At 58.9% G+C, this 21,157-nt stretch carries 17 protein-coding genes; 10 read left to right on the top strand and 7 right to left on the bottom strand.

Going from position 1 to position 21,157, the window contains the following annotated elements; translation table 11 throughout:
• Positions 1–3: 3 nt before the first annotated feature.
• Positions 4–1,158, bottom strand: coding sequence for an efflux RND transporter periplasmic adaptor subunit (locus FHW71_RS06015; protein ID WP_008110157.1), 1,155 nt, complete (start codon positions 1,156–1,158; stop codon positions 4–6).
• Between the two features lie 293 nt (positions 1,159–1,451).
• On the opposite strand from FHW71_RS06015, the gene FHW71_RS06010 reads away from it, so the two are divergent.
• From FHW71_RS06010 to FHW71_RS06000, 3 genes are all read left to right on the top strand, one after another.
• The gene (locus FHW71_RS06010) at positions 1,452–1,799 is read left to right on the top strand and encodes a helix-turn-helix domain-containing protein (protein ID WP_008110158.1); all 348 of its coding nucleotides are present in this window, start codon (positions 1,452–1,454) and stop codon (positions 1,797–1,799) included.
• 86 nt (positions 1,800–1,885) lie between these two features.
• Positions 1,886–2,320 (top strand): ribonuclease domain-containing protein, encoded by a 435-nt coding sequence (locus FHW71_RS06005; RefSeq protein WP_154183372.1) that lies wholly within the window; start codon positions 1,886–1,888, stop codon positions 2,318–2,320.
• A gap of 2 nt (positions 2,321–2,322) precedes the next feature.
• Complete coding sequence (locus FHW71_RS06000) at positions 2,323–2,595, top strand: barstar family protein (RefSeq protein WP_110866072.1); 273 nt, start codon at positions 2,323–2,325, stop codon at positions 2,593–2,595.
• Position 2,596: 1 nt separating this feature from the next.
• Here the strand turns inward: FHW71_RS06000 and FHW71_RS05995 are convergent, their stop codons facing one another.
• From FHW71_RS05995 to FHW71_RS05980, 4 genes are all read right to left on the bottom strand, one after another.
• Positions 2,597–4,969 (bottom strand): virulence factor SrfC family protein, encoded by a 2,373-nt coding sequence (locus tag FHW71_RS05995; RefSeq protein ID WP_179451056.1) that lies wholly within the window; start codon positions 4,967–4,969, stop codon positions 2,597–2,599.
• On the bottom strand, positions 4,966–7,938 hold the full coding sequence (locus tag FHW71_RS05990; protein ID WP_179451054.1) for a virulence factor SrfB: 2,973 nt from the start codon (positions 7,936–7,938) through the stop codon (positions 4,966–4,968). Before FHW71_RS05990 ends, FHW71_RS05995 begins: the two co-directional genes overlap by 4 nt.
• A 2-nt stretch (positions 7,939–7,940) precedes the next feature.
• Positions 7,941–9,281: an SrfA family protein gene (locus FHW71_RS05985; protein WP_179451052.1), complete on the bottom strand. Its 1,341-nt coding sequence runs from the start codon at positions 9,279–9,281 to the stop codon at positions 7,941–7,943.
• Positions 9,282–9,433: 152 nt separating this feature from the next.
• A complete protein-coding gene (locus tag FHW71_RS05980; RefSeq protein ID WP_179451050.1) occupies positions 9,434–10,612 on the bottom strand; it encodes a benzoate/H(+) symporter BenE family transporter in 1,179 nt (392 codons plus the stop codon).
• 96 nt (positions 10,613–10,708) lie between these two features.
• Here FHW71_RS05980 and FHW71_RS05975 point away from each other — a divergent pair, with 96 nt between their 5' ends.
• From FHW71_RS05975 to FHW71_RS05965, 3 genes are all read left to right on the top strand, one after another.
• Positions 10,709–11,254, top strand: a complete 546-nt coding sequence (locus FHW71_RS05975) for a helix-turn-helix domain-containing protein (protein WP_061720131.1) — start codon at positions 10,709–10,711, stop codon at positions 11,252–11,254.
• Positions 11,255–11,374: 120 nt separating this feature from the next.
• On the top strand, positions 11,375–11,800 hold the full coding sequence (locus FHW71_RS05970; protein WP_008110170.1) for a MarR family transcriptional regulator: 426 nt from the start codon (positions 11,375–11,377) through the stop codon (positions 11,798–11,800).
• Between the two features lie 17 nt (positions 11,801–11,817).
• Positions 11,818–12,372, top strand: a complete 555-nt coding sequence (locus tag FHW71_RS05965; protein WP_179451048.1) for an isochorismatase family protein — start codon at positions 11,818–11,820, stop codon at positions 12,370–12,372.
• Between the two features lie 94 nt (positions 12,373–12,466).
• On the opposite strand, the gene pqqU is transcribed toward FHW71_RS05965, so the two are convergent.
• The gene (gene pqqU / locus FHW71_RS05960; RefSeq protein WP_179451046.1) at positions 12,467–14,578 is read right to left on the bottom strand and encodes a TonB-dependent receptor PqqU; all 2,112 of its coding nucleotides are present in this window, start codon (positions 14,576–14,578) and stop codon (positions 12,467–12,469) included.
• Positions 14,579–14,798: 220 nt separating this feature from the next.
• Between pqqU and FHW71_RS05955 the strand changes: the two genes are divergently transcribed.
• Together FHW71_RS05955 and FHW71_RS05950 are read left to right on the top strand one after the other, a co-directional pair.
• On the top strand, positions 14,799–15,662 hold the full coding sequence (locus FHW71_RS05955; RefSeq protein WP_179451044.1) for an NAD(P)-dependent oxidoreductase: 864 nt from the start codon (positions 14,799–14,801) through the stop codon (positions 15,660–15,662).
• A 1-nt stretch (position 15,663) separates the two neighbouring features.
• Entirely contained in the window at positions 15,664–16,446 is a 783-nt protein-coding gene (locus FHW71_RS05950) for a helix-turn-helix transcriptional regulator (protein ID WP_179451042.1), read from the top strand.
• Here the strand turns inward: FHW71_RS05950 and leuA are convergent.
• Entirely contained in the window at positions 16,397–18,082 is a 1,686-nt protein-coding gene (leuA, locus tag FHW71_RS05945; RefSeq protein ID WP_179451040.1) for a 2-isopropylmalate synthase, read from the bottom strand. The genes FHW71_RS05950 and leuA overlap by 50 nt on opposite strands.
• A 925-nt stretch (positions 18,083–19,007) precedes the next feature.
• Here leuA and FHW71_RS05940 point away from each other — a divergent pair.
• Both FHW71_RS05940 and FHW71_RS05935 read left to right on the top strand, forming a co-directional pair.
• The gene (locus tag FHW71_RS05940; protein WP_179451038.1) at positions 19,008–19,940 is read left to right on the top strand and encodes an ABC transporter substrate-binding protein; all 933 of its coding nucleotides are present in this window, start codon (positions 19,008–19,010) and stop codon (positions 19,938–19,940) included.
• A 78-nt stretch (positions 19,941–20,018) separates the two neighbouring features.
• Positions 20,019–21,044, top strand: a complete 1,026-nt coding sequence (locus tag FHW71_RS05935; RefSeq protein WP_218889146.1) for a dipeptidase — start codon at positions 20,019–20,021, stop codon at positions 21,042–21,044.
• The last annotated feature ends 113 nt before the right edge of the window (positions 21,045–21,157 follow it).

The raw sequence follows: 21,157 nt of genomic DNA, 5'->3' as shown, positions 1-21,157 counted from the left end.
AGGTTATTGAGCGGAGCGCATCGCCACCGGTTGGGCGGTCACCGGCATGCCAGGCATAAAGACTTTCTGCAAGCCGTTAACGATCACCTTGTCGCCAGGTTTCAGGCCTTGCTGCACAATGCGCAGGCCATCGGCTAAATCACCGGCCTGAATATCGCGGCGCTGGGCTTTACCTTGCGCATCAACCACGTAAACGTACTTACGATCCTGATCGGTGAGCACGGCTTTATCGTCGATTAACAGGGCGGTGAAGTCGGCGCTGCCCGGCAGGCGTACGCGGGCAAACAGGCCTGGCGTGAACTGACGCTGCTGATTATCCAGCGAGGCGCGCATGCGGATGGTACCGGTGCTGGCGGTCAGCTGGTTATCAAGGAAATCCACGGTGCCGCGATGCGGAAAACCCTCTTCGCCGGTCAACGCCACTTCTACCGGCAGCGATCCGCGATTTTCGCCTTTACGCGCCATCGCCTGATAATGCAGATAGGTGGCTTCGTCGACGTCGAAGTAGACGTACATGCGATCCTGCGACACCAACGTGGTCAGCACGCTGGCGCTGTCACCGGCGGTCACCAGGTTGCCGGTGGTGATCATCGCGCGGCTGGCGCGGCCTTCAATCGGTGCGGTGACGCGGGTGAAATCGAGATTCAGCTGCGCCATATCCACCGCCGCTTGGGCTGACAGCACGCTGGCCTGCGCTTGATTAGCCGCCGAGCGACGCTGTTCCCACTCTTCGCGTGACACCACATTGGTGCCGATCAGTTTATCGGTACGTGCCGATTCACTGCGGGCCAGCGTGGCCTGGCTGCGCGCGTTGGCGAGTTCGGCCTGCGCCTGTTCGAGCGTGGCGCGATAGGTGCGATCGTCAATAGTGAACAGCACCTGACCTTTTTTCACCTCGTCGCCTTCGCGATAATTGACCTGATCGATATAGCCGGAAACGCGCGGCCGCAGCTGCACGCTCTGCACCGCTTCGAAACGGCCATTGAAGCTATCCCATTGGCTGACTTTCTGCTCTACCACCTGCGCGACACTTACTTCGGGCGGCGGCGGCGGGGCGTTTTGCGCCACCCCGCGATCGCAACCGGCCAGCAGGCTTCCCAGCAACATCACTCCTGACAGGCTTACCGCCCATTGAACCCTATATGTTTGCAGATGCATTGTTGTTATTCCGCATTGGTGAAAAAGAAAGGAGACGTACGAAAAATCTGCAACTTTTATGATTGCATTAAAACGCCACGAGTGTAGGCTTGCTCAAACTGCATCTGCAAGAATATCTGATACACTTTATGTGCTGTTTTGATCATTACGTTGCAGAAGGATCAAAGCCCCTACGCGCAGTGCGGCATTTAATGCAATAATAAAACTTGCATTAACTGGCATAGTCGTTCAACCTTAAAGTGTAATTGCAACTGATACTGATACTGTTCGCAACGGCGACCGGAGAAAACGAGATGATGACCACCGCATTTATTCACGATTTGATCGACTGGATTGACAACAATATTGAAACGCGTCTGGATCTGGATACCGTAGCGGGGCGCGCCGGTTATTCGAAATGGCACCTGCAACGTATGTTCAAAGAGCACACGGGTTTGCCTCTGGGCGAATACATTCGTGAGAAGAAGCTGAAGAAGTCAGCGGATCGCTTGACCACCAGCAATGAACCAATTCTTAACGTGGCGATTTCACTCGGTTTCGACTCGCAGCAGTCGTTTAACCGCAGCTTCAAACGCCAGTATGGCGTAGCGCCGGGAGCATGGCGTCGTCACGCCGCGCCATCCGCCAGCGCAATGCAGTAAACCCCGCCAGGGCCAGCTTAGCTGGCCCGCGTTTTTCCCTGCCTTAAATCTGTTATTATCGTCGTCCTGTTTTTCAGGATGCCACCATGTCAAAAAAACTCTGGATTGCCTTAATTCTGGTCCTCGCCGCGCTGTGGCTCGGGCTGAAACCGCGTTTGTCCGATAAATGGTCCGCCAGCCACCCCGATATCTCGCAACTCACCGATGCCAACACCGTGGCGCGTTGGGTGCAGCAGCATCACAAATTACCCGACCTCTATCTCACCAAAAATGAAGCGCGTCGCCAGGGCTGGAATCCCAGCAAGGGCAACTTGTGTGAAGTCTTGCCGGGCCGCGCGATTGGTGGCGATCGTTTTAGCAATCGCGAAAGAAGGTTGCCGATGCAGGCGGGCAGGCAATGGTATGAAGCGGACGTCAATTACGATTGCGGTCACCGCGATGCCGATCGTCTGCTTTACTCTTCCGATGGACTGATTTTCCTCACCACCGATCACTATCGCAGCTTCAAACAGGTGCCTTAACCATGTTGACGCTCCATTTTGACTTTGAAAACTTGTCGGATCGCCAGGCGTTTTACCGCGCACTGGTGCAGCAGAGTGCTTGCCCAGTGGATTTCGGTAACAATCTTGATGCGCTGTGGGATTGGCTGACCGGCGGCATGGCGCTGCCGGCGACCTTCTATTTAGCGCATGCTGATGACGCCAGCGAGAGTGCCGAATTCGCGCCGGTGCTGGCGTTACTGGAAGAGGCGCAGCAGCAGTTAGAAGGCGAGCTGCGCCTGGTGCGTGGCGAGTAAATTACGCGTGCAGCGGTAACAGCAAAATCGCCAGCATCTGGCGGGCATTCGCGGGCAAATCGCCACCGCCGGTATAGCCATTGTTCTCAACGATCACCGAATTCAACCCCACCAGCCAGTCATAGATGTAGTAAGCGGTATGATTGGCGGGCGCGGCCGACAGACGTGTTAAGCGCTGTCCCGGCGAGAAGCTCACGCTCGGCGCAGGCGGACGGGCAAAAATCGTCTGACCGCGATTGACGCGGCTTTCAGGACGCTCGCTCTCCGGACGCTGTAAAAAGCCCAGCCACGCGACAAAATCACCCAGCACCGTCATGGCGCGTGAAACCTGACGATCGGTTCGCGCTTCGTGGGCGCTGGCCTGCGCATCCGGCTCATTCAGCGCGTTTTGCAGTTTGCTCAGCACCTTGAGACGGAAGCTGGCGGTAATCAACTCTTCCACCAGCATCTCCAGCGTCGGCTTATCGACGTTGAGCAGTGCCAGTAGGCTGCGGCTCTCCGGCAACTGACGCAAATGCTCAAGCCACAACGCAAACACCTGCTGCGGGAATTGCTGATCGCGCTGACCGCCCGAGCTGCGCGGCTCAGCGGCGGCGACCGGCTCGTCTTTAAACAGATCAAACTCAAAGCCGATGCCAAAATAGCTCTGCTCAGCGGCTGCGGTTTTGGCGCTGTGCTGAATAGTAGTGCTGCTGCTCTGGCTCAGCCACAGCTGACGTACCGCTTCACGCGACGGCTGCAAACGTTCCAGCAGTTCACCGTGCAAACCGGTGCGATGTTGCAAACATTTCAGCAACGTATCGGAGATCGCCTGCTTGCGAGCGGCCTGTTCTGGCGTGGCGCTGGATTCGGTCCACGGCTGCAAACGTTCCACCAGCTTCTGCTGCAGCGCGCCGAGCTGCAATGCCAGACGATCGCGGCGCGCTTCCGGCTGCATCTCATCCTGCAACCAGCTGCCCATACGATCGACGCCCGCGCGATCCAGCGCCAGCATCGAACCCCAGCTCTGTCCCGGCTGACCAATCTGCCGTTGCACTGCTTCATCAACGTTAATTTGCTGCTGCTGATAGCGCGCGTCATGCGGCGTGATTGCCCAAATCAGACGCGGCTTTTCAACGCTGGCGGCGATGGTTTGATGCATGTGCCACTCGCGCAGTGCGCTGGCAGCGACATCGGTATCCTGACGCTGGCTGGCGGCGGTACAGATCAGCATCAAATCGATGCCCTGACGCGCGGCGTACAGGCCCGGCAGCAGCGCACGTTTCTGTTCCAGCAGCGTGGCGCGCAGCGGATCGCGTTTGCGCAGCTGCGCCAGTTCATCCTGTTGGGCGCGATCGGCTGGCGTGCCCGGCGCGGGCAGCTCGAGCATATCCGCATCATCGTACAGCGCCTGACGCGGCGTGGAGCTGAGCGGCAAGGTGATCTCCAGCGTCAGCAGCGACAGCAATCCCAGCGGCACATGCTGCGCTTTCCCCACACGATTGGCGACGATCGGACACACTTCGATCATCTCCTGCCAGTCGGCATCGTTGCCAATCAGTTTTTCTGCCGGCAGTGCGGCGTCGTCCACCAACACGCTAAGCGGCGCTAACACGCGCGGTGCGTGGCGCAGCTGGTGACGCAAGTGCATCAGGCTACGCAGGCTTTCGTTCAGCGCGTTTTGGCCCGGCCACAGCAGGGCAAACAGCTGCACGCGATCGTCGACGTTGAGCCACGGTGCCAGCGCAATCGCCTGCGGCCAGAAGTGACGATCGAGAATCTCGGCATGGCGATGATGACGACGGCTCCACGCCCACAGCGTGATCAGCGCATCGCTGTCGAGGCCAGGCTGCGGTTCATCCTGGCGATGGCGCTGCAAACGCTGCAAAGCAGCATCGATCTGCGCGGTGTCGGGCTGAAGCTCGGTTTTGGCGCAGGCCAGCATCAAACGAATCAGCTCCACTTCGCTCAGCAGCGTCATCTCCAGCGGCCAGGCGTTGGATTGGGTTTCGCGCTGATGGCTGAAGCGGGTAGCGATAGCGAAATCGAGATTGCCGGGATTGATGTTCTGGAAATAGTTCAGGGTTTTATCGCCGAGACGCGCGATCAGTTGGCCCTGCGCATCACCGACCATTTCACTCAGCAGCCAGGCTTTGCCCGCCTGCGACTGACCAAACAGCGCCAACGTCACCGGACGCGCCAGCTGGCGCGCCAGGGCATGGCTTTCCACGCGCGCGCGGCGCAGCTGCAGCGTCAGGGTTTCGGCTTCCAGTGCCAGACGCGGCGCGTGCGACTGATGGGTTTCCACCCAGTTCAGCGCGCCATCCAGCGTTTCCTGCATCAGGCTCAGACGTTTCGCGGGTGTAACCGGCGAGGCTTTTTTGGCAGTTCTCATCGTTTGCAGACGCTCCCGCTGTCGATCCAATATTGCGCATTCGCGTTGCCGGTGGCGGAAAGCGTATTCAGTTTCAGACTCAGCTGCTCCAGCGGCACGCGCGTGCCGTCATCCATGCGTGCATCGCTTAACACTAAGCGTTCTGGGCCGAGATTATCCGGTCCAGGCTGCACCGCCAGCTTGATGCGCAGTACGCTTTCACCGGCAACCTGACGTGCCAGCGTCGGGTCGACAATGCTCAGGCTATACAGCGGCGATGCCGGCCAGCGATCGTTTTCCAGCTGGCGGAAACCAAGGCAAACGTTGCCGCGAATGCGGAAGCTGCTTTTGCGATCCAGCGCGAAACTGCTGCTGTCGAGGTCGATCTCGCTATAGCACAGATTATCGTCGCTAAGCGCCGAGGTCTCATCCAGCACGCCGAGATAGCGAATGGTGGAGTAAGGTTCGAAATCACCGGCGCGGAACCAGAAGCTGCTGAGGCGCAGATCGAGCGCCAGCAGGCACAGCATCGCGCCCACCGCGGCGGTGGATTTCGGGTTATCAATACGGCCTTGCTTGTTGAACGGATACCAGTCGCTGGTGTGATAGCCTTCCAGCGACAAAATACGGCTACCCGGCAAGGGTTGCAGATGGCGCACCAGCGCCTGAATGCCGGGGAAGCGTGACGGACGACCGGTAAGCAGCAGCACATCGCACTGATACAAGGAAACCACTTCGCACATCGCGCGCAGCGCCGGAATAATTGCCATACGGTGTTGCAGGAACTCGCCGTGCAGCTGCGCCATGCTCACCACCAGCGGCACCTCAAGCAGATCGAAACGGCTATCGCCGCCGAGCGTGCGCTGAATTTCGCCGTTCACAAACGCCAGCACGCTACTGGCCGGTTTTTGTGGCACCAGCTCGCCAAACAGCGCGTTGATTTCGCTGTGGCTGTCGAGCGGATCCCAGTTTTCATACTGCTCCAGCACCGCCTGCGCCAGCGGAATGAACAGCTGCAGCGTCACCTGCTGACGCAGCGTGGCTTGTCCGTCCATGCGGCTGTCGTGACCAAACAGCTTATTCATTAGCGGTTCGGCCAGCTGTAATCCGGCTTTCTGCAAGCTCTGCTGCAATGCCGGCAGAATCCACAGCTGAATTACATCCAGCAGAATATCGTCACCGGCGACTTTGAAGCCTTCGCGGAACAGTAAGCGCGGGGTGATTTTGACGTTGTTGCCCTGGCCGTCATCGAGGCGATATTGGGTGATGGCTAAATCGGTGGTGCCGCCGCCGATATCAATCGAGGCGATGCGCAGGCTTTTACCCGGCAGCTCATCGACTTCACGCGGACGATCCGGGCGCGCCATGCTGCTGAAGAAATCTTCTGCGCGACCAGCAAAGTTGACCTGAGTTTCGTTGAACAGCCACACCATCTGACCGCAGGTGGCTTCGTCCCACTCCATCTGCACATCCGGCACCGGACGCAGGCTGGTTGCCTGGCTGGCGGCGGTGAACTCTTCTTCGGCCGGATGCCAGCCTTCGGCTTTCCACACCAGCGCGATGGCTTCCTGCATGCGGCGACGGAAAATCTCACGCTCTGGCTTTGGCATCGCCGACGGCAATGTCAGAATCACATGACGCAGCTGACGCGGCGCCTGGCTTTGCGGCATGCGCTGGCGCTGCGCCACGCTGTTCATCTGCATCATCGCCTGCGCCAGCAGTTCGCACAGCATAAAGGTCATCAGCGAACTGCGGCTGTAGCTGGCGGAGAACACCGGCAGACGATCGTCTTCCGCCAGCGCGTGCAGCGGCTGGCCTTCGTCATTGATCAGTAAAGTGAACGGCAGCGCAGTCGCCTGCGGCTCATCGCTGCTGCCGTTGGCGTTGAAGCGCCAGCCTGGCTGATAGCGTGCTTCATCCCATAAATAGCGGCGCGGACTGGACAAGCCGGTGCTGCCTTCGGTGCCAGCACGCAGCAGCGCCAGACGGCTGGCTTCACGGCCCACGCGCGTCAGCGACGGCCACATAAAGGCATTTTCACGGCCGCTCTCCAGCGAGAAGTTGGCCTTGCCGAAACGGGTTTCAGCAAACTCCAGACGGCTGTCGAACAGTTCGTTGTACACCTGATGCGGCTCAGAGAGATCGCGCAGCTGCAGCTCGTAAGTTTGACGCAGGCCGCTGCTCTCTTCGGCGTGATCTTCCACCAGAATGCCGCAGGTATGCGAGTTGCCGACGTCGAGAATGATATCGACGTTGACCGCCGGCGTTTGCAGCGACGTCGCCTGGATATAGATCTCCGCCAGATCGAGCTGTTCGCCCAGTAGTTCCAGCAGGTTGAGATAGTGCGCCTGATATTCGAATTCACGCAGCGCCTGGTTTAGCTCCTGTTCGCGACGCGACTCCAGCGCATGCACCTGCTGGCTAAAGGTTTCACGCAGCCAGCCATCGACCCACGTATGGTCGAGGAATTCGCCCAGCTCGTAGTTGTGCCAGGCAAGGGCGAAACTGACGCCGTTCTGCGCATCGGCTTTGCTTAAACCGTGCTGCTCGCCGCCATCTTGTTCTGAAACAATGCGCGTATCGAAGGCGAGGGTAATGCGATGAGTGTTGCCTGCCGCATCAGGTTGCGCCAGCGGCGCCAGATGCAGACGTGCCCAGTTATCCGGGCCGCCGATAAAACGACGTCCGCTGGTGCAGCGCAGCACCGGCAGCGGCAGCCATTGATGAGCCAGCAGCTTCAGCGAATCGGCCAGCGCGATATCCGTTTCCGGACGCACCACTTCCGCCGCGCCGCCATCTTCCGGATAGAGCAGAAACTTGCCGCTGTTGCCGTCGACGTTGAGGCGCAGCAGCGGGCCGTTGGCGGTTTGACGCACGAACTGGCGGCGAGCCTGCAACGCAGGCAAACGCAAACCGAAATCAAGAAACTGCACACCGCTATCTTCAATCAGCGTGATTTTCTGTTTGTCATCGATGAGGGGAGCCAACATGTTTACTTACTCTCACGCTTAATCGTCAACGGGAAGACCTGATCTGCGCCGTATTGCGCAGTACAGCTGGCGATACCATCACCGGCCTTACACACCAATTCCGGCATGCGGTAACGCGATTTGTCGCTGCAGGTCGCAGTATAGCGGCTGCGCACTTCCATGCTGCCGGCGCTGGTCATCGCGGCTGTGACATCGGCTTTGCAGCGGATGTTGTCGCCCTGGGTAATGGTGGCGGTGCCTTTGCCGTTGCGAATTTGATAGCGCAGGCTTGGTGGTTTGCCGGTCGGCAGATTGGTTTGACGCAAGGTCACGCGCCAGGTGCCATTGATAAATTTCACCGAGCCAACGCGCGCATCTTCGGTGGTCATCACCAAATCATCCGCTTTGGCCGGTTCGGTGTGTTCAGCGACCACCTCAGGCGGCGCGACAGGCGCAGTAACCGGCGCTGGGGCGGCAATGACGGTGGCGGCGGTTTGTGGCAGCGTGGCGGCGAGTTTTTCCGCTTTCACCATCACGGCCGGCGGCTTACTTACCGGCACAGGCACATCGGCAACGCTAATCGCAGCCGGTTGTGGTGCGCTGTGCAGCCAGAAGGCGACGCCCGCAGCGACCACCGCCGCAACCGGCAACAGTAGCATCAGCGGACGCACGTTAAAGGCGCGACGTGGCGGCGCGACAGGTGCCGGTTCAGGCGCTGGTTCAGGAATGACTTCGGCTTCTGGTTCTTCGACTTCAGGTTCCGGCTCGATCAGCGGTTCGGCAGCAGCAGGCGGCACGTCGATCAGCGGCGCAATTACTGGCGCGACCACCAGCGGAGCGGGCGCTGGCGGTTCTGGCAGTAGCGGCGGCAGTTCATCTTCCAGCGAATCACGCAGGCAAGCCAGCGCGTCATCACGTGAACGCGCCTGCGGATCAACAAAGCCCCAGAAGGTGATCACCGGTTTGCCATCCACCAGATAAACGTACTGCTGATCCGGGAACTGCAACGTCTTGCTCAGCAACGCACCAAACAAGCGCATCGCCGGATTCTCCGCGTCGCGTGCGCGCAGGCTCAGTGCCTGCAAATCTTGCTGGTTCAGCGTCAGCAGCTCCAGCGCCTGACGGCGCTCGTGATCGCTGGCACCCAGCCAGGATTTTACTTTGCCATTAAACGGGGCGTACCAATCGAGGCGGTCACCGCGCTCGTTGACCTGCGGAATCGCGAGGCAATTGGCCAGCGTGGTTTGGCGGCGCAGGCGCAGGGTTTCACGGATTTGCAGCGCGGACGTCCAGACCGGCTGGCCGTTTTCACCCAGTGCCAGTACCGTGTCCAGATTGCCGCTGCGCAGAAAAGTTTTTGCCACTCGTTGGGCCCTTATCGGTGGTTGTCTGAGGCAGAACAGTGTGTGTTTTTGGCGATGATAGTGATCTTAAGCCAAATGCTGCGAAATCAAACGGCTGATAAAGGGGGAAAAACAGGGCGTTTTTCCCGGGTGCGGAGAAGATTGCTGAAATTTTAAGCGCGGCGTCGTGGGGAAAGAATCAAATAGGTCAGCATGCCTCCGAGCAAGCCCCAAAAGGCGGAGCCGATGCCGAGTAGCGAAATGCCGCTGGCGGTGATCAGGAACGCCACGATAGCGCTATCGCGCTGATCCGGCTCCGCTAAAGCGCGCTGCAAGCTGCCGGAGAGCGTGGCCAGCAGCGCCAAACCGGCTAGCGTGGCAATCAATACCGGCGGCAAGGCGCTCAGCATGATGGCGATCAATCCGCCGGTAAAGCCGGTCAGCAGGTAGAACACGCCCGCCAATGCGGAGGCCATCCAGCGGCGCGCCGGATTCGGATCGACATCGTCGCCCATACAGATAGCGGCGGTAATGGCGGCGATACATACCGAAAATCCACCAAACGGCGACAGCACTAAGGCGATAAATCCGGTCCAGCCGGTCAGCGCCGAAACCGGCGGCTGGTAACCGTGCGCCTGCAAGGTGGCGATGCCCGGTGCGTTTTGCGACGCCATGGTGACGAGAAAATAGGGCAAACCCACGCCAATCAGCGCTGCCAGATTAAATTGCGGCATGATGAATTCGGGACGACTGATCGCCAGCGCATGCGGCGGAAAGTGGATCGATTGCTGGCCCAGCGCCACCAGCACGCCGGCGATCAACGCCAGAATAATCGCGTAGCGCGGCAGCCAGCGACGGCTCAACAACCACACCAGACACATGCTGCCGCACAGCGCGAAATTGCTCTGCAAACCGCTAAAGGTGCCGATGCCAAACTTCAGCAGAATCCCGGCCAACATCGCCGCCGCCAGCGACTGCGGAATGTGATTCATCAGACGAGCGAACAGGCCGGTGACGCCGCATAACACAATCAGCAGGTTAGTCGCGACAAATACGCCAACCACTTCATTCAACGTCAAACCCTGCACGCTGGTGGCGAGCAGCGCCGCGCCAGGCGTTGACCATGCGGCGAGGATTGGCATGCGCGTCCACAGCGATAAACCGAACGAGGCCAAACCCATGCCGACACCGAGCATCGACAGCCAGCCGCCAATCTGCTCCGGCGAAGCGCCCGCCGCCTGCGCCGCCTGAAAAATCAGCGCCGCCGTGCTGCTGTAGCCCACCAGCACGGCGATAAATCCAGAAATCAGCATCGGGAAAGAGAAAGCACTGCGCGTGGTGGCGGTTGTCATCAGGTCACATCCGGTTGTGCGTTATAGCGCACATAGTGGCATGGAGCGTTATAGCGCACAAGTGTTACACTGCGCGCGAGCTTTTCGGGAGAACACATGGAAAATTTGCATCAACATTTGAGTCTGGCGCTGAAGCAGCTGCGTCAGGCCAACGGCTGGAGCCTGACACTGGCAGCGGATCGCACCGGCGTGAGCAAAGCGATGCTCGGCCAGATCGAGCGCGGCGAATCGAGCCCCACGGTGGCGACGCTGTGGAAAATCGCCACCGGCTTTAACGTGCCGTTTTCCTTCTTTGTGCAGGGCAGCGATCAACCGCCGGGCAGCGTGGCGACCTTCAGCCAGCCCAACGCACAGATGCAGGTTAAGCCGCTGCTACCGTACGATGCCAAACTGCGTTTTGATCTACTGGAAGTGACGTTAGCGGGTGGCGCGCAGAGCGATTCATCGGCGCATGAAAGCGGGGTGATTGAGCAGGTGGTGGTGCTGGAGGGTGAATTGTTGCTTGGCGTGGAAGGCACATGGCGCCGCTTGCTCGCGGGCGAAGCCAGCCAATTCGCCGCCGATACCCCGCACAGCTATCGCAATCCTCTCAGCACGCCGCTGCGTTTCCACAGTTTGATCCATTATCTGCAACGCCCGTAGGGTCGCCATTCATGGCGACCACCTCATAACCCGGCACCATTACAAATTGATACGAAGGTAAACTACACAGTTTGCCTTCGTATTTATATACTCGCGGCTCATCAGTAAGGAGAAGGTGCCATGAGCGACCTCAACAGCGCGGCGGCGTTACTGCGCAGCATCAATGGCAAACTGGCGCGTCGCCTGCGTGAATCGGCGCCGCCGGGCGATCTCACCTGGCCGCAAGTATCGGTACTCGGTTATCTGGTGCGCGAGGGTGCCATGACGGTAACGGAATTGGCTACGCTGGAAGGTGTGCGCACGCAGTCGATGGGCGCTACCGTCGCCAGCTTGCAAACGCTGGGCATGGTGCAGGGTGCCGCCGATCCGCAGGATGGCCGCAAAACCCGTTATCAACCTACCGATGCTTGCCTGAAATTGATCGCTGCCAACCGCGCACAACGTGATGACTGGCTGCTCAACAGCATCGCGACGCAGTTGAATGCGCAGGAACAACACACGCTGCTGGCCGCGATTCCCTTACTGCAACGACTTGCCGACCAATAATCCTGAGAGGACTCAACATGGCTTTAACTACCCTTGACGACAACACCGCGCTGATTGTAATTGACCTGCAGAACGGCATCGTTGCGCTGCCTGTCGCTCCGTTAGAGGCGCATGAAGTGATTGAGCGCTCAGCGCGTCTGGCTGATGCCTTCCGTGGGCAAAAGCGCCCGGTGGTGCTGGTTAACGTTGCGGGCGGCGCACCTGGCCGTAATGAGCAGCCGAAACACGGTGGCGATCTGCCTGCCGATTGGGCCACGTTGGTGCCGGATCTGGCGCAGCAGCGCGGTGATATCGCCATCACCAAAAAAACCTGGGGCGCATTCCACAACACCGATCTGCATGAGCAGCTGCAGCAGCGCGGCATCACGCAAGTGGTTATTTGCGGTATTGCCACCAGCATCGGCGTGGAGTCCACGGCGCGCCAGGCGTATGAATTGGGTTACAACGTCACGTTGGCAACCGATGCTATGACCTGCCTGAATGCCGAAACGCACAAAAACAGCGTCGAGCGCATCTTCCCGCGCCTGGGTGAGACCGGCACAACCGATGATGTGCTGGCGTTGTTGAAGTAATTTTTCGTAGGGTCGCCATTTATGGTGACCGATATATAAAAAAGCCCCGCAATTTCTAGCAGGGCTTTTTTATTTCATACGATAACCGGGTTATTTACTGAAACGCGTAACTCACCGTCAGACCCACGCTGTAATTGCGGCCCGGTGCCGGTTCGTAATAGCGGCCGTTGCTTTCATTGACGATTACTGAACCGATGTAGTTGCGGTCGAACAGGTTATCGACGCGGGCAAACAGATCCAGCGTCCAGTTCTGCACCAGCCACTTATAACCGCTGTTTACGCCGACCACGGTGTAAGACGGCGCTTTCACATCGTTCTCATCATCCGCCGCGATATCGCTCAGGTAGCGCACATCGGTTCCGGCATACCAGCCTTGATCGGGCGCGTAAGCCAATGCGGCGTAAGCCATGTTACGGGCAATGCCGGGAATACGGTTGCCGTCGCAGCTTTCGGTGCCGCAGGCGTTGGAGCGATAGCGGGCATCCAGCAAGGTCCATGCGGCTTTGAAGCGCCAGCTTTCGCCAAACTGCTGGTCGAGGCCGAGTTCTAATCCACGGCGGCGGGTTTCCCCGGCGTTTTTGTAGCTGGTGCGGCCTTCAAAGCTGCTGTCAGAAACGATCTCATTTTTGGTGTCGGTCTGGAAAATAGCCGCAGTCAACAGGCCATTGCCGATACGTTTTTTACTGCCCAGTTCAACCGTTTCGCTGGTAGCGGGTTGCAGGTTGAGATTCAGTCCGGCTTGATCGGCGGCGCGATAGGACAACTCATTCAGCGTCGGCGTTTCGAAGCCGCGACCAGCAGAAACATAGGCGTTCCAGCTGTTATCAATCGCGTAGTTCAGCGCAGCGGCAGGCAACCAGCGATGGTAGCGACGATTGCCGCTGTCGTCCGGATCGGTTGAGGTGACGTAATAGTCGTTGGAGTCGAAATTCACCGTGCTGAAACGCACGCCCGCATCCAGCGATAACTTATCGGTCAGCTGCCACGCGGTTTGCAGATAAGGATCGAGGTTCCACATCAGGTTGCGTTCGTTACGACGCATCTCGCCCTGTACGCCCAATTCGTCGCCGCTAAAGTTCTGATAACCTTTGCGCTTCTCGGTCATAGTTTCATAGTCGAGGCCGCCGGTGAAGGTCACCGGAATGGTGAACAGCGCGTCTCGGTGCGTCCAGCGGGTATCGATGCCCTGATAATGACGTGACAGAGAGATGACGCCGCCGGGATAACCTGGGCGCAGCTGCGTAGCTTTAGGTATCGATTGATACTGCGTGGTTTCACGTTCCCCCGCGTACATCATCACGCTCAGGTCATCGTTTTCACTCATCTGGCGCTGATAATGCAGGCCCGCCTGGGTTTGATCGACAGTTTTACGCGCGTCATACAAGGTCACGTTGCTGGCGACCTGGCGCGGATTGTCTTTCCACTGTTCAGCGGTCAAACCGCCCGGATCCTGCGCATCAACGTGCACGCTGTTGAACAGCAGCGTCAGGGTGCTGACATCATCAATGCGCACGCCGAGTTTGGCGTTGCCGAGGTTCTTGTCCGCCGAGCTGTGATCGCGGAAGCCGTGCGTGGTAAAGCGTGAGGCGGAAACCGTGTAATTAACGTCGCCGGCTTGCGTACCGTCACCGGTCGCGCCGCTGGCTTTAACGCTGTTGCGCCAGCTACCGTAACTTCCGTACCAGCTGCTGGCTTCCAGCGTGGTGGGTTGCTGACCGGTTTCGGTTTCAACGTTAATCACGCCGCCCGACGAGTTGCCATATAGCGCCGAGAACGGGCCGCGCAGCACGTCAATGTGATCAATTGAGCCGATATCGATGTTAGAGGTTTGTCCCTGGCCGTCGGGCATGGTCGCTGGAATGCCGTCAACGTACATACGAATGCCACGCAGGCCGAAGGTGGAACGCGAACCAAAACCGCGCACCGAAATCTGCAAATCCTGCGCATAGTTCTGCCTATTCTGAATCTGCAAACCCGGCACGCTGCTGAGGTTTTCTGACAAATTGACGCGCGGTGCCGCATGGCGCATATCGTCGCCGGAAACCACGCTAACTGCTGCTGGCGTATCAAGTTCAGAAAGTCCGGATGCGGACGGCGCCGCACTCACCACCATGGTGTTATTGGCCGCGTTCGCTGCCAGCGCTGAGACCGGCAACATCGCAGGCAGCATCAGCAACGAAGCCTGTCGCAGTAAAGCTATTTTCATTATGAAAGACCGTAAAAAGGGGCGTGGAATGTACCGAATGGAACATTAATGGCGCGTATGTTAATCGTTTTATCATTTGTTTGAAAAGCGTTAATAGTATGACGGATTATTAATAATTGCGGTGTTGAAAATGTTTTTTCATCGCATCTCTGGCCTGGCTGCGTCAGGGAAATTCTGTCAGTCTGGCGGTTTTGTCTGAAAGCACAAAAGAGAGGGAATGATGAGTCAACAACCTGTGGTCGCGGTACTGGGATTGGGCGCGATGGGCCATGCGTTTGCCGCTAACCTGTTGAAAAAAGGCTTCACGGTGCGCGGCTGGAACCGTACACGCGCCAAAGGCGAAGATCTGCTGGATGTTGGCATCACGCTGACCGATAGCGCCGCGCAAGCGGTAGAAGGTGCGGATGTGGTGATCGCCATGCTGTCCGACGGCGATACCACACGGCAGGCGCTGAACGACGCCAGCTCTGCGCTCAAGCAGGGCGCGACCATTTGTCAGATGGGCACCATCGGCGTGGAAGCCACCGATCAACTGATTGCCGAATTCAAAAGCGCGCGTCCAGACGTGGTGTTTATCGATGCACCGGTTTCCGGCACCAAAGCGCCGGCAGAAAATGCGCAAATTCTGGTGATGGCCAGCGGCGACCAGAGCAAAGCGCAGGCCGCCGAGCAGGTGTTCGCGGCAATCGGTAAAGGCACGCAGTGGCTGGGCGAGGCGGGCGCTAGCTCACGCATGAAGCTGGTGGTGAATAGCTGGCTGATTGGCCTGATGCAGAGCCTGGCGGAAAGTACGCGTCTGGCGGAAGAGTTTGGTTTCAGCACCGACGATCTGTGGAAAGTGCTGGATGGCGGTCCGCTGGCGGCACCGTACGCCAAAATGAAACTCGGCATGATTGCCAGCGGCGATTTCACGCCGCAGATGCATCTGGTGTGGGCGCTGAAAGACGCCAAACTGGCGCTGGATGCGGCAGGCGACAGCAAGATGCCGGCGCTGGAAAACATCGTAGATGTCTGGCAGCAAGCGGTGGACGCCGGTTACGGCGAGCAGGATCTGGCGGCGGTTTATCAATATCTGAAACGCTAACATGAGTGCGCGGCTCAACTTCGACTTCGCCCATCGTCCGCTGGTGCCTTATGCGCATGATTATGCGCATGGCGACGCGGAGCCGTGGCATCACCACGATTGCGCGCAGCTGATCCATACGCTGAGCGGCGTGGTGAAAGTTGAAACGCAGCACGGCAGCTGGATTGTGCCGCCGAGTCGCGGCGTCTGGCTGCCGGCGGGAACGCGTCACGCGCTGCACATCGTCGGTGCAGTTGCTGCGCGCACGCTGTTTGTTGATCCACTGGCGCGCGCCGATCTGCCCGCCAGTTGTCAGGTGGTACAGATCTCGCCGCTGCTACGTGAGTTGATTGTCAGCGCGCTGGCGCTGCCGGACCAGTACGTTCCCGGCAGTCGCGCAGAGCGTATTTACGAATTGATCCTCGATGAGATCCGCGTGATGGATGTGCTGCCGTTTGGCCTGCCGCTGCCGGAGAGCGAGCGGCTGCTGAGTTTGTGCCAGCACATCCAGCAAGCACCCGGCGAAAACTGGACGCTGGCCCGCGCGGCTACGCAACTTTGTGTGGCGGAACGCACGCTGGCGCGCCATTTCAGCCGCGAAACCGGTTTACAGTTCAGCGATTGGGTGCGCCGCGCGCGACTGAGCGTGGCATTGACCCGCTTAGCGCAGGGCGAAAGCGTGCTGACGGTGGCGCTCGATCTCGGTTACGACAGCCCGAGCGCCTTCAGTGCGATGTTTCGTCGCGTGCTCGGCGTTACGCCAGCGAACTACTTTCCTGCGGCAGAAAAGCGTGCGCTGCGTTGAGCAGCGCCTGCAATGAAGCGCGCGCCACATCGTTATCAATGCCCACGCCCCACGCGCGTTCACCGCGTGCGTTAATACAACTAATGTACGTCACCGAACGGCTGTCGCTGCGTTTGCCCAGCGTGTGTTCGTGATAATCCTCAATGGTGATACTTACATCATAGCGCTGACGCAAGGCGGAGACGGCAGCAGAGAGCAAGCCGTTACCTTTGCCTTCCAGCGTCACCGGCTGCGCGCCCTGTTGCAGTCGCGCTTTGAAACGCGTTTCGCCTTTATCGTCGCTGTGGCTTTCCGCTTCCAGCAAACGACGCGCCGGCTGGGTTAAGCCGTAATGCTGACAGAACAGCTGCCACAGCGCGTGGTGCGTCATCTCCTGACCGTGCTGGTCGGTTTGTTGCTGCACCAGGCGGCTGAAATCCTGCTGCAAGCCGCGCGGCAGCTGCAGGCCGTGATTCTGCTCCAGCAGCCACGCGGCGCCACCTTTGCCGGATTGACTATTGACGCGGATCACTGCTTCGTAGCTGCAGCCGATATCCAGCGGATCGAGCGGCAGATACGGCATCTGCCAGAAGGTTTCTTCACGCTCAGCGCGTTCGGCAAAGCCTTTGCGAATCGCATCCTGATGTGAACCGGAGAAGGCGGTAAACACCAGCTCACCGGCATACGGATGGCGCGGATGCACCGGCAGCTGGTTGCAGCGCGTCACCACTTCCAGCACCTGCTGGATATCGCTGAAATCGAGTTGCGGCGCCACGCCTTGGGTATAGAGATTGAGCGCCAGCGTGACGATATCGACGTTGCCGGTGCGTTCGCCGTTGCCGAACAAACAGCCTTCGACGCGATCGGCACCCGCCAACAGCGCCAGCTCGGCGCAGGCAATGCCAGTACCGCGATCGTTATGCGGATGCACGCTGATCGACACCTGCGATCGCTGGCTGAAGTGGCGACAGAAATACTCAATCTGATCGGCGTAGACGTTTGGCGTATTCACTTCGACGGTGGCAGGCAGGTTGATGATCATCGGACGCGCCGGGCCCGGTTGCCAAATCGCCGCCACCGCTTCGCAAATCTCCAGCGCAAACTCCGGCTCGGTAAAGCAGAAGGTTTCTGGCGAATACTCGAAGGTCCACGCGGTATCCTTTTGCGCTTCGCAGCGGGCGCGAATTTGCCGTGCACCGGCGCAGGCCAGTTCAATAATTTCGGCTTTACTCTGGCGGAACACACGCTCGCGGAACAGCGGCGCGGTGGCGTTGTACAGATGAATAATGGCGTTCGCTGCGCCACGCAGCGCCTCAAAGGTGCGATCGATCAGGTCGCTGCGCGCCTGGGTTAGCACCTGAATCGCCACATCGTCTGGAATGTGGTTCTGCTCAATCAGCAAACGGACAAAATCAAAATCGGTCTGCGATGCCGCCGGGAACGCCACCTCAATCTCCTTGAAGCCACAGCGCAACAGCAGTTGCCAGAACTCCAGCTTGCGCGCGCTGTCCATCGGCGTCGCAAGCGCCTGATTGCCATCGCGTAAATCGGTAGAGAGCCAGCGCGGTGCCTGCGTCAGCTGGCGTGATGGCCATTGACGGTCGGGTAAGTCGATGACCGGAAACGGGCGGTATTTTGCTGCGGGTTGCGTGAGCATAACGATCTCCTTGTGATGTTGTATTCAGTCTCACCCAGCAGCACGCGGCGCGGCTCGCGCATTGCTGACAACCACACGCGCAAAAGTGACAACTGTGCGGTCATGCCGTTGGTCGCCATAAAAGGCGTAATGCTTATTAGATAAGCTGTGAACTGGCATCGCAGGGGTTCCGCCCGCTAAGCATCTGGCAGTTTCAGAATGCCTGAAGCAGGCGGCCGGGCTAAGGTCCGAAGGCGCGGACCTTAGCAATCCGCGCCTGCGCCGTCCTCGCTGTTCCCTCGCTTATCGCTCCGGCCTGACGGACCACGCGGATTCGCCTTCCTGGCTCATGCCGCGCTTTCGCCGACGTCCTGTCGGCTCATCCTGGCCGTCACTCTGCGCTCGGCGCTGCGGATGGCGCGCAACACCGCTGCCTGTGATGACAGTGCTCAAACTGGTTTTTCGTAGGGTGCGCATTCATGCGCACCTGGTCGCCATAAATGACGACCCTACGGGATTTGTAGCGACTGTGAGTCAAAATAATGCATTGATGCAGCAGCGCGGGTGTTGAGGCGGCATCCCAAACCGCTGAGCGAAAGAGGGATTCCAGGGCGAGCCGCATGGATGCGGCGAGAGGTGGCGCTGAGCAGGAGCGAATCGCCGCCGGTCCGTCAGGAATAGTGAATGAGTGAAGGCACCGCGAAGCGGCGGGTTGGGCTGGCGCAAGGCCCGGGAGTGAAGAGGGCGCGGCCAGGCGTCCTCTTCTCGGTCGCCGCACAAAGTTACTGCAACTGCCCCAGCACATGGCGAACGAAAGTTGCTCCGCGCCTAACTGAGCGGCATCTCACCGCTATATACCATTGTCGGCATATCTCATGCGAAATCGGCATCGGTCATTTGGCGCACACGGGTTAGGCTGGGGTTTTGCGCGATGGGATAAAACACAATGAAAAGAGCAGCTTTGGCACTATTGATCGTGGCAGCGGGCAGCGCGGTAGCGGCAGAACCCGTGACGCTGCGCATTGCCGATCAGAAGGGAAATATGCACGCGGAAATGGCCGCAGCGCAGCAGTTGAACAACCTCAATTACAAAATCGAATGGGCCGAGTTCCCGGCGGCGGCACCGCTGGCGGAGGCGCTGAATGCCGGTGCGGTGGATGCCGGTATTATCGGCGATGCGCCGCTGCTGTTCTCGCTGGCGGCCGGTTCGCAGGTGAAAGCAGTGGCGGTGAGTAAGTCGATACCTGAAGGTTTGGCGGTGCTGGTCAGCCCGGATTCACCCATCAAAACCGTGGCCGAGCTGAAGGGCAAAAATATCGCCACTGGACGCGGATCGATTGGCCATTTTGAGGCGCTTAAAGCGCTGGAGCAGGCGGGCGTCAGCGATAAAGAGGTTAAGTGGCGCTTCTTAACGCCGGCGGATGCACGCATAGCGCTGGCAAACGGTTCGGTGGATGCCTGGTCAACGTGGGATCCCTATACCGCGCTGGCGGAAGTGACCAACACCGGACGTGTGTTGGTGAACGGCGTTGGCTTGTCCAGCGGCAACAGTTTCCTCGCCGCCACCGACGCCGCGTTGCAAGATGAGGCCAAACGCGCGGCGCTGCAGGATTATGTCAATCGTTTAGCGGCTGCCGATCGCTGGGCCAACAGCCATGTCGATGAGTACTCCACTACGTTGGCGAAAATCATCGGCTTCCCGAAAGAAGCGGCGGCGAAATCCTTCTCACGCCGCAAATCGCACTGGCAGAGCATTGATGATGCTACCATCGCCCAGCAGCAGGAGACCGCCGATTTCTACCAAAAATACGGTTTGATCCAGCAGCATCTGGATGTGAAACCGACCTTCTATCACGGCTTAAAGGTTGCGCAGAACTAACCCTTTGTGCGCCCGCATTTGGCGAAACAGCAGCGCGCGCGTAGCATGGCGGCATGTTGTTTCGCCAAAGATCTCCCCATGTTGCTAAAAACCTTCGACGGTCATAACGACCTGCTTCTCAATCTGTGGCTGCATCATCGCGATGATCCGGCGCAGGCATTTTTTCACGGCATCGAAAAGGGCCACCTCGATTTTCCGCGCATGCAGCAGGGCGGTTTTGCCGGTGGGCTGTTCGCGATGTTTGTGCCACCACCGCGTTATGTCAAAGAAGTCGCGCCGCAGCGAGCGGAGGAAAATCTCGATCCGCTGGAGATTCTCTGGCAGCAGCTCGACATTCTGAAAACGCTGGCGGCGCAATCTGACGGTCGCGCGCGGTTATGCCTCCGTGCCTCTGATATTGCTGCCTGCCGCGCGGATGGTGTGCTGGCGCTGGTGGCGCACATTGAAGGCGCAGATGGGTTTGATGGCGATGGCGTCGTGCTTGATGCGTTTTACAAAGCGGGCGTGCGCAGCGTCGGGCCGTTCTGGAATCTGCCTAATCGCTTTGGTGAAGGCGTCAGTGGATCATTCCCCAACTCACCAGACACAGGACCGGGTTTGACCGCACAAGGCGAGCAATTGATCGCCGCAGCCAATCGCCATCGCATGCTGATCGATATGTCGCACATGAACGAGAAAGCCTTCTGGGACACCGCGCGCCTGTCAACTGCACCGCTGGTGGCGACGCACTCCAATGCGCATGCGCTCTGCGCGCAGCCACGTAATCTTACTGACGATCAGCTGCGCGCCATCCGCGACAGCGGCGGCGTGGTGGGCGTGAATTTTGGCAACGCGTTCCTGCGCAGCGATGGAAAACGCGACAGCGACACCGCATTGATCGAAATTGTTAAACATGTTGAGCACCTGATCGCGATAATGGGCCGCGATCATGTGGCGCTGGGCTCCGATTTTGACGGCATCAGCGTGCCTGATGCGCTAAAAGATGTCAGCGGATTACCGCATCTTTATGCGTTGTTGCGTTCGTTCGACTACGATCAAACAGCACTTGAGCAGCTCGCATGGGGCAACTGGCAGCGCGTGTTGCAACAAATTTGGCAGGATTAGCACAATTCCCTTACCGAATCAGGGTTGATCTGCTCGCTACATTGGCGCAACATCTGCGCGCGTACGGATTGCGATGTGATCTACGTCACAGCTGCAATCCTCTTCAGCAGAGA

Source organism: Enterobacter sp. Sphag1F (genome assembly GCF_014193275.1).
Taxonomy (GTDB): domain Bacteria; phylum Pseudomonadota; class Gammaproteobacteria; order Enterobacterales; family Enterobacteriaceae; genus Pantoea; species Pantoea symbiotica.
Note: the sequence above shows the minus strand (reverse complement) of the source record. Positions and strands in the feature narration are given on the sequence as shown.